The organism is Burkholderia sp. Cy-637 (genome assembly GCF_011753175.1).
GTDB lineage: Bacteria > Pseudomonadota > Gammaproteobacteria > Burkholderiales > Burkholderiaceae > Burkholderia > Burkholderia gladioli.
In genome coordinates this window covers 1-14023 of sequence record NZ_VWWC01000040.1, presented here as the reverse complement: position 1 = coordinate 14023, position 14023 = coordinate 1, and the positions used below count along the sequence as shown (strand labels likewise).

At 69.4% G+C, this 14023-nt stretch carries 11 protein-coding genes; 6 read left to right on the top strand and 5 right to left on the bottom strand.

Features of this window, described 5'->3' with window-relative positions; genetic code table 11:
- Positions 1-231: 231 nt before the first annotated feature.
- From F3J10_RS13720 to F3J10_RS13705, 4 genes are all read right to left on the bottom strand, one after another.
- Positions 232-1056 (bottom strand): IclR family transcriptional regulator, encoded by an 825-nt coding sequence (locus tag F3J10_RS13720; protein WP_013697196.1) that lies wholly within the window; start codon positions 1054-1056, stop codon positions 232-234.
- Between the two features lie 625 nt (positions 1057-1681).
- Positions 1682-3664: an alkaline phosphatase PhoX gene (locus F3J10_RS13715; RefSeq protein ID WP_167242305.1), complete on the bottom strand. Its 1983-nt coding sequence runs from the start codon at positions 3662-3664 to the stop codon at positions 1682-1684.
- A gap of 413 nt (positions 3665-4077) precedes the next feature.
- On the bottom strand, positions 4078-5271 hold the full coding sequence (locus F3J10_RS13710; protein WP_025099724.1) for an ammonium transporter: 1194 nt from the start codon (positions 5269-5271) through the stop codon (positions 4078-4080).
- A 281-nt stretch (positions 5272-5552) separates the two neighbouring features.
- Positions 5553-5891, bottom strand: coding sequence for a hypothetical protein (locus F3J10_RS13705; RefSeq protein WP_167242304.1), 339 nt, complete (start codon positions 5889-5891; stop codon positions 5553-5555).
- Between the two features lie 191 nt (positions 5892-6082).
- Between F3J10_RS13705 and F3J10_RS13700 the strand changes: the two genes are divergently transcribed.
- The 5 genes from F3J10_RS13700 to F3J10_RS13680 all read left to right on the top strand — a co-directional run bounded on the left by F3J10_RS13700 (position 6083) and on the right by F3J10_RS13680 (position 8742).
- Positions 6083-6541 (top strand): hypothetical protein, encoded by a 459-nt coding sequence (locus F3J10_RS13700; protein WP_025099726.1) that lies wholly within the window; start codon positions 6083-6085, stop codon positions 6539-6541.
- A gap of 91 nt (positions 6542-6632) precedes the next feature.
- On the top strand, positions 6633-7073 hold the full coding sequence (locus tag F3J10_RS13695; RefSeq protein WP_013697201.1) for an Rrf2 family transcriptional regulator: 441 nt from the start codon (positions 6633-6635) through the stop codon (positions 7071-7073).
- Between the two features lie 135 nt (positions 7074-7208).
- Positions 7209-7850, top strand: a complete 642-nt coding sequence (locus F3J10_RS13690; protein ID WP_025099728.1) for an NAD(P)H-binding protein — start codon at positions 7209-7211, stop codon at positions 7848-7850.
- Positions 7851-8030: 180 nt separating this feature from the next.
- On the top strand, positions 8031-8501 hold the full coding sequence (locus tag F3J10_RS13685) for an Lrp/AsnC family transcriptional regulator (protein ID WP_167234489.1): 471 nt from the start codon (positions 8031-8033) through the stop codon (positions 8499-8501).
- Positions 8502-8556: 55 nt separating this feature from the next.
- Positions 8557-8742: a hypothetical protein gene (locus F3J10_RS13680; RefSeq protein WP_013697204.1), complete on the top strand. Its 186-nt coding sequence runs from the start codon at positions 8557-8559 to the stop codon at positions 8740-8742.
- A 58-nt stretch (positions 8743-8800) separates the two neighbouring features.
- On the opposite strand, the gene F3J10_RS13675 is transcribed toward F3J10_RS13680, so the two are convergent.
- Entirely contained in the window at positions 8801-11101 is a 2301-nt protein-coding gene (locus F3J10_RS13675) for an FUSC family membrane protein (protein ID WP_167242303.1), read from the bottom strand.
- A 163-nt stretch (positions 11102-11264) separates the two neighbouring features.
- Between F3J10_RS13675 and recC the strand changes: the two genes are divergently transcribed.
- Positions 11265-14023 (top strand): exodeoxyribonuclease V subunit gamma (recC, locus tag F3J10_RS13670; RefSeq protein ID WP_167242302.1); only part of this gene is annotated, 2759 nt, incomplete at its 3' end.

Sequence of the window (14023 nt, the reverse complement as noted above, 5' to 3'; positions counted from 1 at the left end):
ACGATTGGCTGACGGCGGGCGCGGGCCGGCCGGCCCCGCTGCCGGCGGGGCGCGCACCGACATGGCGCCGACACGGCGGGCCCATACGATGCCCTGTCGCGCCAGGCGAAGCGGGCGGCGCCGGCCAGCCCGCCGGCGCCGCCCGCTCATTTCGATTTGGTCGTGCCGCGCCGTGCTCCGGCAAGATGGCGGTCGCCGTCGGCCGGGCCGGCTGGCGGCCGTGGCGGGGCTTCAGCCGCGCCGCGTCGGCACCGCGCCGCCGATCTCGCGCGTGATCTTGGCGATGCATTCGTGCATGGCGGGCACCGCTGTTTCGAGCAGCCACTCGGGCGGGTACTGCTGGGCGGCGCCGCCGCAATTGACGGCGTAGCGCTGGCCCGAGGGGCCGACGAAACCGGCCGCGATGGCATTGAGCCCGTCGCGCCATTCGCCGATCGCCAGCGAGTAGCCGTTGCGCAGCGTGTCGTCGAGGGCCGAGTTCAGGCGGGCCACCACCAGCGGCCAGTCGTCGCCGTGGGCGGCCTGCAGGGCGCCGAGCAGCTCGCGCCGCTCGCCTTCCTCGAGCGCGGCCAGGTAGGCACGGCCCACCGCGGTGCGGGCGATGTCCATCCGCGAGCCGATCTCGAGCCGCGTGACGAGCACCGCCGAGCGCGGCCGGATCACGTCGATCGCGACCATGTCGAGCCGGTCGCGCACGGCGAGATGGACCGACAGCGAGGTGCGCTCGGCCAGCTCGATCAGGAACGGCCGCGAGCGCGCGCGGATGTCGAAGTTGCGCAGGAAGCCGTTGCTCAGCTCGAGCACCGAGGCGGTCAGCACGAAGCGCTCGCTGTCGGGCAGCCGGAACAGGAAACCGGCGCTCACCAGGGTGGCGGTGATGCGCGAGACGGTCGGCTTGGGGATACCTGTTAATTCTGTCAGTTCGCGGTTGCTGACGGGAGCATCGGCGGCAGCGATCCGGCGCAGCACCGCGAGCCCCCGGGCGAGCGCCGAGATCTCGTCGGTGGAGGATTCCCGATCGCGCGCGGCAGCGGCTGCGTTATTCAATATCGACACGGAACACTCTCTTTTTTCCGAAACAAAATTTCAAAATTTCCGAAATAGTACGACAAATGCCGAGTCATGCACATTTGATGAGCAACATCTCATGTCGTGAGATATTGCCGAATGGCCCCTGTTTTCCAAGGTTAAATCCGGCCGGCATGTCGCAAAATTCGCAACGGGACTGTATTTTTCGCTTGACTTGTCCTCGGGAAACGGAAAAAATGTACCTGAATTTCGAAACAACGTTTCGCCAGATTTACCGATAACGTGGTTTCGATGCAGTCTCTCAGGTTCTAGCACGGCCCTCGGAATGGCTAGAACTTTTTTAGCGCCACGGTCCCCCGTGGCGCTTTTTTTTTGCCCCGATCGTCGGAAGCTGATTTCCCAAATGTTGGGATTTTCGACCGAAACGAGCTTGCCGGGGCGCGCCTGGCCCGCGGGGCAAAAGCGCAGCTTACACCGTGGCCACGGCCGCGGGCCGTGCCTGGCGCGCACACAAAGCCGACAAAAAGAAAAAAGCGCGCTGTCGGGATCGACAGCGCGCGGCAACGGCCGGGAAGGCCGCGACGGATGAAACGATGTTTCAGGATTGTGAACAGGACGGTCGGTCAGCGAGCCGGCTGCCCTGCTCGCGCCCTCAAGCCTTGCCGAGCTGGATGCCGGTCGCCTCGGCCGTCAGGTAACCGACGCTGGCGCCGAAACGATCCTTGTAATTGCTTCGCACCAGCGGGTCCAGGGTGGCCTTCACCTTGTCGTGCAGCGGCGATTCCCAATCGCCCACGTGCTGGAAGTTGCTCATGATGTAGGTCCAGCCGTTGATCTCGTCGACCGCGTGCAGGCCCGTCGATTCCGCCCCGGACGGGCAGGACAGCACGCGCGAGAGGGTCTTGGTGTCGACGTTGTAGGCCCACAGGAAGTTGTTCACGTGCATCCCGGAATCCTCGCCGATGAACAGCGTGCGCAGCTTCTGCGAGAACTTCAGGTTGTCCGGGTTGGCGATCTTGTCGGCATTGGCGGTATTGCCGAGCGCGTCGGCGGCGGCCAGGTCCTCGCCGACCAGCGCGGCCGGCGCGCTCATGTCGACCGGCACCCATTCGCTGTCGATCGCGGTGCCCGCGCTGTCGCGCTGGCCGCCCTTCAGGTTCAGCGCATAGACGGCGCCCGCCGAGATCTTCCTGTCCACCGCCACGTCGCGCGAGACCGCGTTGCCCTTGACCATCGAGGTCTCGACGCGCGACATCGCCGTGTACACCACCTTGTCCTTCGCGTCGACCGTGGTGCCCTCCAGCTTGGTGAAGCCCATGCTGCCGCCGATCAGCGCGGCGTAGCGGTGCGTCTCCAGGAAGGCCGCGGCCTTCTCCATGCCCGGCTTGATGCGCATCCAGTTGAACCTGCCGCCGAAGTGGATCTTCGTGTACGAGGCGTCGTTCGGATCGGCGGTGGCCAGGTCCATGATGTCGGCGGCCTTCAGCGTATTGGCGAGCGCCTCGATCTCGTCGCTGCCGGCGTGGCCGATGCGGATCCAGTTCAGCGTGGCCGCGCCGGCGCCGGCCGAGCTGGTCTGGTTCCACTTCGCCACGTAGAGCGTGCCGGCCGAGAGGTCGGCCGCCTTGTCGGCGATGAACATGAACAGGCCGCCGTTGGTGGCGTCGTCGCCCATCATCACGGTGCGCTGGTCGGGCATCACCTGGATCAGCTCGTGCGAGATCCGGCCCAGGCAGTAATGCTTCCTGATGCTGCCGGTGCCGTCGGGGTTGACCGTCACCTCGGGCAGGTGGCCGTAGTGATAGGGATTGGCCGCCGTGGGGCTGCCGAAGGTGTTCTGGCTGTAGGCGAGGAACTGCTTGTCGGTGGCGGCGAGGGTCGCGTCCGGCTCGTATTCCTCGCTCGACAGATGGGTGTTCCAGGGCGACAGGCTCGCGCCGCAGGTGATCCACAGGCCGTGCGCCTTCGAGGTGTCGACGTTGTGGTACTTGACCAGCGTGAGCGCGCCGGTGGCCGGGTCCTGGTCGAGCGTCAGCACCGCGATCGGCGAGGGCAGCTGGCCGTAGGTCGAGTCGCCGTTCTGGTTGCGCGTGGTGTATTCGAACTGCACCACCGCGAACACCGGCTTGCCCTTCACGCCCGGCACCTTGGCGTTGGCCAGCGTGAGCAGCGAGCTGCCGTCCGGGCAGTCGGAGTAGAACTGGCGCTCGCTGCCGGCCTTCGAGTTGTCGACGATCGGGCGATTGTCGATGTCGTAGTAGCCGCCGGCCAGGATGGTGCCGCCGGCGCCGTTCGGCACCAGGTCGCCGGTGGTGAAGAAGGGCTTGTAGGCCAGCTTGTAGTCGCGTGCGCTGCCGTCGGTGAAGGACACCTTCAGCGTCGAGCCCACCGTGGTGGTGGCCATCGCCGCCGGATTGGCCAGCGTGGGCGCTGCCATCGAGACGAAGCTGGCGGCCGCGAAGGAGGCCGCCGGGGTGGTGCCGCCGCCGGGGTTGCCCGCTGCCGGCGGGGTGTCGTCGTCGCCGCCGCAGCCGGACAGCAGCGCGGGCAGGGCGAGGCCGCCGAGCGGCAGCATCGGGGCGCCGACGAGGAGCTTCAGGGCCTGGCGTCGGGAGGTTTTGGGCAGCGCGGTCATGGGGTGTCCGGTTGTTGTGGTCGATCGAAACGGCCTTCGTTTGTCATGCAATGGAAAGCATATCGAAGGGTTTTGGAAAACTGGACGCGAGTGTAGGTGCGCTTCGTGAAAGTTTTTTGAATACTGAATGTATTGATTTCGGAATCTTGACGGGCGCAGGGCGAGGCGGCGGTGGGCCCGGGCATGTGGCGAGGGGCAGCGGCGGGAGCGACGCGATCGTGCCTGGAGAGCCGCGTCGCGGCCGGGGAGGCGGACAGGAACCGGTGACGAGGGCCGTCGACGGGAAGGGCAGGCGTGGCGGGGGGGAGCGGGAAGAGCGTGAAGCGGCGGGCAGGAAGGCGGGCAGGAAGGCGGGCAGGAAGGCGGGCGGCGCCCGGCTTCCTGCCCGCGAAGCGGGCGAGCGGAGGCGCGGTCTAATCCCGTTCGGGCGTGGCCGAGATGCGATGGATCGACAGGTCGGCGCCGTCGAATTCGGCTTCCTGGTCGAGCCGCAACCCGAGCGACACCTTCAGCACGCCGTACACCAGCGTGCCGCCGAGCAGCGCGACGGCGATGCCGCCCAGCGTGCCCACCAGCTGCGAGAGGAAGGACACGCCGCCGAAGCCGCCCAGCGCCGGCTGGCCGAACACGCCGGCGGCCAGCCCGCCGAGCGCGCCGCACAGGCCGTGCAGCGGCCACACGCCGAGCACGTCGTCGATGCGCCAGCGGTTCTGCACGCAGGTGAACATCACCACGAACAGCGCGCCGGCGGCCGCGCCCGTCACCAGCGCGCCGAGCGGATGCATCACGTCGGAGCCCGCGCAGACCGCCACCAGCCCCGCCAGCGGCCCGTTGTAGGTGAAGCCCGGATCGTTGCGGCCGGCGAACCAGGCGGCCAGCGTGCCGCCCACCATCGCCATCAGCGAGTTGACGGCCACCAGGCCGCTGATCTTGTCGAGCGTCTGCGCGCTCATCACGTTGAAGCCGAACCAGCCTACCGCCAGCACCCAGGCGCCGAGCGCGAGGAAGGGGATGTTCGAGGGCGGATGCGCGGCGATCCGGCCGTCCTTCGAGTAGCGGCCGTGGCGCGCGCCGAGCAGGATCACGGCCGGCAACGCGATCCAGCCGCCGAAGGCATGCACCACCACCGAGCCGGCGAAATCGTGGAAGGGCGCGCCGAAGGCGTGCGCGAGCCAGTCCTGGATGCCGAAGCGGTCGTTCCAGGCGATGCCCTCGAAGAACGGGTAGACCAGCCCGACGATCACCGAGGTGGCGATCAGTTGCGGGTTGAACTTGGCGCGCTCGGCGATGCCGCCCGAGACGATCGCCGGGATCGCCGCGGCGAAGGTCAGCAGGAAGAAGAAGCGCACCAGGGCGTAGCCGTTGTGCTGGGCCAGCGTGCCGATGTCGTCGAAGAACTCCACGCCGTAGGCGACCGTGTAGCCGACGAAGAAGTAGGCGATGGTCGAGACCGAGAAGTCGACCAGGATCTTGACCAGGGCATTGACCTGGTTCTTCTTGCGCACCGTCCCCAGCTCGAGGAAGGCGAAACCCGCGTGCATGGCGAGCACCATGGCTGCACCGAGAAGGAGAAATAAGGTGTCGCCGGCCGTTTTCAGACTGTCCATCCTGTTGCCCGTGTTTGCTCGAAAAGAGGGCATGTCGAGCAAGATTCGGGCCAATCAGGTGAAGCGATGCGTGAAATCGGTGCGAGCCGCACCGTGTCGGGACGGTGAAGCGCGAGCGGCTCGGTGGGTCGATGGCGTGTCGCGCGCCAGGCACGTGCGTGGTGCCGGCGCATGTCTGGAAGTGGTGCGAGTCTGCTGCTTGATGGTGCGCGGGATGCGCGTGCGTACGATTCCGGTGCGCCCGATATCCACCGCCCGGCGCGACTCCGTGCCCAGCGGCGTCAATGTGCCGAGAACAGGCGGCGCGGGCGCAGCAGGCGCCAGCCGAGGCTCGCGCAGCACGCCGACAGCGCGACGCACAGCAGGGCGGCCAGCAGCAGGGCAGGCACCGGGGGCAGGGCCGGTTCGTCGAGCCAGTCGAATGGCGCGAGCACGCCCTGCGTCACGATCAGCGCGGCGGCCCACAGGCCCGCCACCGCCAGCGACAGCAGCCACGCGGCGTGCCGGCGCCGGCGCCGCTCGCTCGCATCGGGCCAGGCGAGCCGCGCGCGCCGGCAGAAGGCAAAGGTCAGGCCCAGCGCGACAGCCAGCACCAGCAGCCAGTCGAGGACATCCATCATGCAGGGAACCCAGGGGCGGAATCGATGACGCGATCGACTATAGGCAGGCCATCGAACCCCGCCTATCAGTCGAATCCGAAAGATTTCGCGCCCGGTCTGAAAGCAATTGTCAGCTTGATGCAGCGCCGGTCCCCGCCCGTCGTATCATCGCGATTCCCGTATCGAGAGAGCGCAGGCACGCGCCAGACATCATGAAGCTTTCCTCCCGTTTTTCGGTCCGCCCGATCCCCGGCCTGCCGGCAGCCCGCGCGCTCGCCTCGCTCGCCGTCGCCGGCCTCGCCGCGTTCACGCTGGCCGGCTGCGACAAGCCCGCCTCGAACGCGTCCGCGCCCGATCACGCCGCCAGCGCGGTGGCCGCCGCCGCCGCGACCGCCGCCGGCAAGCTCGACCAGGCCGCCAGCTTCGTCGACAGCCAGATCGCCGCCGCCAAGGCCGGCGTGGCGTCGGCGGCTTCGGCCGTGCCGCCGGTGTCGGCCAGCGACGTGGCCTCGGCCGCCCAGGCGCATCTCAAGCAGGCCGCCACGGCCGCCTTCGGGCTGGCCGCCTCGGCTGCCGGCACGGGTCTGGAGACGGCCGGCCGCAAGCTCCAGCAATGGAGCCGCGACCAGGGCGCCTCGTCCGCGGATACCGAAAAATCCGCGAATCGCTGAGGCTGCGCTTGCCGGCCGGAATAAATGTAACTATGATGAGCACACTTTGTCGCCGAGACGGCCGCGCGATCACGCGGCCGGTTCACCGAGCATGAATACGAGCAGCCGGTTCGCTTTCGCCGTGCATGTGCTGACCTTGCTGGCGCAGCAGGAGGGCGTGCCGCTGTCGTCGGAGTACATCGCCGGCAGCGTGAACACCAACCCGGCGCTGATCCGGCGCCTGACCTCGATGCTGGCCGCCGCGGGCATCACCACCTCGCAACTGGGGGCCGGCGGCGGCGCGCTGCTGGCGCGCGAGCCGGGCTCGATCACGCTGCTGGAGGTGTATCGTGCGGTCGACGACGGGCAGTTGTTCGCCCTGCATCGCGAGGCGCCGAACCCCGATTGCCTGGTGGGGCGGCATATCCAGGGCGTGCTGACGGTCTATATCGACGACGCGCAGCGCGCCATGGAAGCCTCGCTGGCGCGGCGCACGGTGGCCGACGTGATGGCCGACGTGCTGCGCGAGCACGAGATGCGGCAGGACGGATAGCGGGAAGCCGGCGGCCGGGCCGCCGGTGGGCAGGATGCAGTTCGGGCAGTGCCGAGGTACGGGGAGCCGATCCCCGCTTTTTTTTGCCATTAAATGTAATTGAATCGATTACATATCACTCTGAGGATCAAGCAAATGACGCAGAAGACTTTGAACATCGCGCTGTTCGGCGCATCGGGCGGCATCGGTTCGCGGATCGCGGCGGAAGCGGCGCGCCGCGGGCATCGCGTGACGGCGCTGTCGCGCCGCGCCGGTGGCAGCGAAGGCAATATCACGGCGAAGACGGCCGACCTGTTCGATGCGGCCAGCGTGGCGGCGGCGCTGCAAGGGCAGGACGTGGCGGCGAGCGCCTACGGCCCGGGCGGCGGCGACGCGACCCAGGTGCCGAAGGCGGTCCGCGCGCTGGTGGACGGTGCGCGCGCGGCCGGCGTCAAGCGCCTGCTGGTGGTGGGCGGCGCCGGCTCGCTGGAAGTCGCGCCGGGTACGCAACTGGTGGATACCGAAGGTTTCCCGGATGCCTACAAGCCGCAGGCGCTGGCCCATCGCGAGGCACTCGGCTACCTGCGCGGCGTGAACGACCTCGACTGGACCTTCTTCGCGCCGGCCGCGCTGATCGCGCCGGGCGAGCGCACCGGCACCTTTCGCACCGGCACCGGCAAGCTGATCAGCGACGCCGAGGGCAATAGCCGGATCTCGAGCGAGGACTACGCGGTCGCCTTCGTCGATGCGATCGAGCAGGGGCAGTTCGTGCGCGAGATCGCCACCGTCGCGTATTGAGCGAGGCGGGCGGGGAGGGCGGCACCGGCTCGTGCCTGCTCGCCGTCCTCGCATGCGGTCCGTCGCGGCGGCCCGGCCGGCTCCGTATTTACCCCGGTCGACGTCGCGAATAAGTTTTCATAATGTTCCCCGTGTAGCATCCAGCGTAGAAAAATTTTCTATACCAACAGGAATGGGGAAATGGACCACATCGATCGCAAATTGCTGGAACTGCTGCAGACCGATGCGACGCTGCCGATCGCCGAACTCGCGCAGAAGGTGAACCTGTCGCAGACGCCTTGCTGGAAACGGATCCAGCGTCTCAAGGACACCGGCGCGATCCGCGCCCAGGTGGCGCTGTGCGATGCGCGCAAGCTCGGCGTGGGCACCACCGTGTTCGTCGCGGTGCGCACCAACCAGCACACCGAGGAATGGGCGCGCAGCTTCACCCAGGCCGTCTGCGACATCCCCGAGGTGGTCGAGGTCTACCGCATGAGCGGCGAGACCGACTACCTGCTGCGCGTGGTGGTGGCCGACATCGCCGACTACGACCGCGTCTACAAGCACCTGATCCGCAGCGTGCCGCTGTTCGACGTCAGCTCCTCGTTCGCGATGGAGCAGATCAAGTACTCGACCGCGCTGCCGGTGCGCACCGAGTTCGCGCCGGCCTGAGGGCCGCGCGTAGAATGAGCCCTTTCGATCGTCCGCCGCGAGGCGGCCACAGACCATGAGCGAGCAGCGCAGGAAGAACCCGGTACGCGGCGTGTCGGTGATGATCGTCGTGATCGTGCTGGCGGTGATCGGCACGGTGCTCTACAACGCGATCTCCGAGAAGCGCGCCTACGACGCCGAACATGGCGCGGCGCCGGGCGCGGCCGCCTCGGCGCCGGCCTCGGGCGCCTCGGGCGGGTGAAGGACGAAAGGCCCGGCAGGACGCCGGGCCTTTTTCCATCGGTGCCGCTTCCCCCGCCTCAGGCCGGCAGCCGGATCAGGCTCGCGTCCTTGCGGATCAGCAGCGAGGAAGCCAGCATCTGCTTGCACTGGTGCGCCAGCACCTTCAGGTCGTGCGCCAGCTCCGAGCCCACCTGGCTCGACTTCTCCGCTTCCACCACCATCGAATCGAGATCGCGCGAGAGCCGCTTGGTCAGCTCGGCCTGCCCGGCGGGCGGCGGCATGCCGGCCTCGGCCTGCTGGAGATGCTCGCGCACCTGCGCGAGCCCTTGTTCCAGCGCCGCGTAGGCATCGGGCGCGCCCTCGCCGGTGGCGCTGCGCAGCAGGGGCGCGGCGGCCGTGATCTGCGCGCCCAGCACGTGGGCCTGCACCAGCAGGTCGTTGAGCTCGGGCACGAAGCGCTGGTGCGCCTTGGGCTCCAGCATCATGCGCTGGAAGGCCTGGCCCAGGTTGGCGAAGGCGATGTGCACGTTCTTGCGCGCGAGGCGATACGGGTAGTCGCTCTCGAGCGGCGAGACCTTGCCGGATTCGGCCGCGGCCGCCACCGCCTGCACCACCGCCGCGCCGTCGGCGGCGGCCACCGAGGGCGCCGCCGGCGCACCCTGGCCGCGCCCGACCCGCCAGGCCGCCTCGAAATACTTGCGGGTGGTGCCCAGCACCTCGGCCACCAGCTTGCCCATCGCGCGGTATTCCCAGTAGGGGAACAGCCGGCTCGCGGCGATCGCGATCATGCAGCCCACCACCGTGTCGATCGCGCGCTCGCCGATGATGCGCATGCTGCCCGGCGCGAGCAGGTGGAACATCAGCAGCACGTAGGAGGAGGTGAACACCACGCTGGCCGCGTAGTTGAACAGCAGCAGGCTGTAGCTCATCACCATCGAGCCGAACATGATCGCGATCAGCAGCGCCGGCGACTTGACCGTGTAGATCAGCGCGATGCTGATCGCGCAGCCGAGCAGGGTGCCGACGATACGCTGCGCGTTGCGCTGCTTGGTCAGCGAGTAGCCCGGCTTCAGGATGATGATGGTGGTCATCACGATCCAGTAGGCATTGGTGAGCGGCAGCAGCCGCCCCAGCCAGAACGCCAGCGCCACCGCCACCGTCACGCGCAGCGCGTGGCGGAAGCTCGGCGAGCCGAGGTTGAGGTTGGAGAAGATCAGCATCGGCGAGACGCGGCGGCGCTGCAGGAAGCGCGCCAGGGTCTGGTCGATCTTCAGCTCGGTCTTGCTGGTGTCGGGCGTCTCGGCGAGCGCGCGGCGCATCTTGTCGATCAGGCGCGTGGCGCTCCAGATGCGCCGGAAGGTGGCCAGCACGGCCGCGTAGGCCTCGGGGTTGGTCTGCGCGAAGTTCTTCTTGCGCATCAGCTCGATCTCGTACTCGATCGCGCGCAGCTCGGCCTTCACGCTGATGCGCGGCTGGCTCGCGCGATTCTCCAGCACCGAGAGGCCGACCGTTTCGAGGTCGGAGGCGGCCTTGCGGATCAGGTCGCGATAGAACAGCAGCATGTCCGAGCCGCCGAAGGTGCTGCGCACCAGCGGGTAGTCGGTATGCGCGCCGACGAACATCTCGTGCAGGTCGACGCTGTTGATGAACAGGTTGAACATCATGGTGCGCGCCGGGTCGAGCTTGCCGTGGCGCAGCTTGGGCAGGTTGCGCAGCACGATGTCGCGCGCGGTTTCCTGCGATTCGACCGCCGCCACCTGCTTGATCACCAGGTTGCGGTAGCACTCGTCGAGATCGGCATCGGGATCGTAGAAATCGGCGCGCGCGAGCAGGTAGCCGGACAAGGCGAACAGGCTGTCGGCCAGCGCCTGCTGCTCGATGCGGCGCGCCTGCCAGCGCGACACCAGGGTGGCCCAGTAGGTGTACCAGAGGCCGCCGGCGAGGATCCAGGCCGCGTTGACCAGCGCCTCGAGCGGCGTGAAGCTGTCCTCCAGCGTCATCACCATCATGAACAGGGTGGCGAAGCTGATCTGCGGCCAGCGGTTGCCGTACACCACGATCAGCGACAGCACGAAGGTGAGCGGCACGATGGTCAGCCACAGCGCGAAGATGTTCGGCGTGGCCAGGCCGGTGGCCAGCGCCGACAAAAAGCCGATCACGCTGCACGCGAGCATTTCGTTGTGCTTGTACTTGAGCGGGCCCGGCATGTCGACCACGCAGGCGCCCAGCGCGCCGGTGGCGATGGTGAAGCCGAGGTCGCGTTCGTGGAACACGATCAGGCAGAGCACGGCCGGCAGGGACACGCCGACGGCGATTCGCAGGCCGCCGAAGAAATACTGGCTGTACAGGAACTTCCTGATTTCGATCGAATAGCGCATCGAGGACGGGTTGAGGAAACGGCGCGGGGGGACGGACGAGTCTATCGTATTTCCCCGGGCCGGCCGTCTGGCCGTTCTCCGAATATCCGGGCGCGGGCGCGTTTGCTATCCTTGGCGCTTCCTGCGCGGTGTCGTGCCGCGCCTCGTCCGTTGCGCCGCCCGCATGCTCCATCTCTTCTTCTCGAACCGCCACGAAACCCTCGCCGATGCGCTGATCGAGCATCTCGCCTCGCATCCGGGCGCGGCGGGCCCGTGGGCGCGCCAGCAGGTGATCGTGCCGAGCGCGGCGCTGCGGCGGCGGCTCGAGCTCGACATCGCCGGGCGGCACGGCATTTGCGCGAACCTCGAGTTCAGCTACCTGGCGCAATGGCTGTGGACGCAGATCGGCCAGGTGCTGCGCGTGCCGCCGCGCTCGCCGTTCGCGCCGGACCGGCTGGTGTGGCGCTGCTACCGGCTGCTGTCGGAGGCGGCGGGCGAGGGCGGCGAGGGCGGCGCTCATGGCGGTCTCGACGAAGCTGGGGCAGCGCACGGCGCGGCGCCCTGGCTCGCCTCGCCGCGGCTCGCGGCCTACCTGGCGGCGGCCGATGCGCCGATGCGCTATGAGCTGGCCCATCGGCTCGCCTCGGTGTTCGACCACTACCTGACCTACCGGCCCGAATGGCTGGCGGCCTGGCGCGACGGCGGCTCGATCTTCGCCTTGGAGGGCACGCCTTCGCGCGGCGCCGAGGCCGCGCGCGACGACGAGCACTGGCAGGCCGCCCTGTGGCGCGCGCTGGTGGCCGAGCTGGCCGAGGACGGCGAGCCGCCCGCGCATCGCTTCCTGCGCGAGGCGCCCGCGCTCGCGCCCGACGCGCGCACGCTGGCCGCCTGGCCCGACGCGGTGAGCGTGTTCGCGCTGCCGACCATGCCGCCGCTGCACGTCGCGCTGCTGCGCGAGCTGTCGCGCTGGATCGACGTGCGGATCTACGCGCTCAATCCCTGCCGCGAATTCTGGTTCGACATCGTCAGCGCCGCGCGCGTCGAGTCGCTCGACGCGGCCGGCCAGCTCGACTACCAGCAGGTCGGCCATCCGCTCCTGGCCGAGTGGGGGCGCCAGACCCAGGCGCAGCTGCACATGCTGCACGAGCTGACCGAAACCGCCGCCGCCACCGATGCCGCGCAATACGACGGGTTTGCCGGCGACACCTGGCTGGCGCGGATCCAGAACGCGATCCTCGACCTGCAGCCCGAGGCCGAGCTGGGGCCGCCGCCGGCCGAGCGCGGCATCGAGGTGCATGTCTGCCACGGCCTGGCGCGCCAGCTCGAGGTGCTGCACGACCGGCTGCTGGCCGCCTTCGCCGAGGATCCGACGCTCGCGCCCTCGGACGTGCTGGTGGCGGTGGCCGACCTGGCCGCGGCCGGCCCGCTGATCGACGCGGTGTTCGGCACCGCCGCCTCGCAGGAGGCCGCGCGCGTGCCGTACCGGATCACCGGGCTGCCGCCCTCGCAGGCCAACCCGGTGGCGCGCGTGCTGCTCGACTGGCTGGCCCTGCCCGATCGCGAGGTGGGGGCGCCCGAGCTGGTGGAGTGGTTGCGCGTGGACGCGGTGGCGGCCCGCTACGGCATCGACGCGGCCGCCTTGGAGACCGTGCAGACCTGGCTCGCCGCGGCCGGCGCGCGACGCGGGCTGGCGGCCGCGAACGATGCCGCGGGCGGCGCGGTGGACGGCGACGCCGTGCCGGTGCGCCGCCACACCTTCGCCGATGCGCTGGCGCGGCTGTTCCTCGGCTACGCGATGCCCGACGGCGCGGCACCAGTCGGCGCCTACCTGCCGGTGGACGGCCCCGAGGGCGGCGAGGCCGAACTGCTGGGCCGGCTCGCGCGCTTCACCGACGATCTCGACTGGTTCGCCGGCCGCATCGCCGGCGAGGAAACGCCCGAAGCCTGGGGCGAGATCTTCGCCGATGCGCTGGCGCTTTTCTTCGATTCGGGCGCGGCCCATGCGGACGCCTTGTCTGGCGGGCGCGACGCGCTCGACGCGCTGGTCGCGACGATCCGCGAGGGCGCGCGCGACCTGCCGGTGCCGGCCGCCGTGATGCGCGCCGGTTTCGCCGCCGCGCTCGACGATCCGGCGCGCGGCGGCGTGCCCTGGGGCGGCGTGACCTTCTCCTCGCTGACCAGCCTGCGCGGCCTGCCGTATCGCGTGGTCTGCCTGGTCGGGATGGACGACGGCGTGCTGCCGAGCCTGGCGCGCGCCGACGAATTCGACCTGATGGCGGTGTTCGCCAAGCTCGGCGATCGCCAGCGCCGCGACGACGAGCGCAACCTGTTCCTCGACCTGCTGCTGGCCGCGCGCGACCGGCTGCTGATCACCTACACGGGCCGCAGCATCCGCGACAACGCGCCCTTGCCGCCGGCCGCCCTGGTCGACGAGCTGCTCGACTACGTGGCCGAGGTCACGGCCGGGCCGGGCGCGGCGCCGGCCGCGATCGAGGCGGCGCGGCGCGCCTTCGTGATCGAGCATCCGCTGCAGCCGTTCTCGGCCGACTACTTCGAGACCGGCGGGCGGCTCTATTCCTACGACGCCGAACGCGCCACGCTGGCCGGCCAGCTCGCGCGCGGCGTGACCGAGGACGTGCCGCCGTTCTTCGCCGCGCCGCTGCCGCCCGAGCCCGAGGCGCCGGTGGCCTTCGGCGACTTCGAGCGCTTCTGGCGCCATCCGGCGCGCGCGCTGCTGCGCGACCGGCTCGGCGTCGCGCTGTTCGACGCGCAGGCCGAGCTGATCGACACCGAACCCTTCGCGCTCGACTACGCGGGCAGCGATGCGCTGGCCGCGCGCGTGCTGCCGATGTTCGTCGAGAGCGTCGAGCATGGCGCCGGCGAGAGCGTGGGCGAACTCGCGCGCCGTGTGGCCGAGGCGAGCCCCGAGATGCCGGGCGGCGC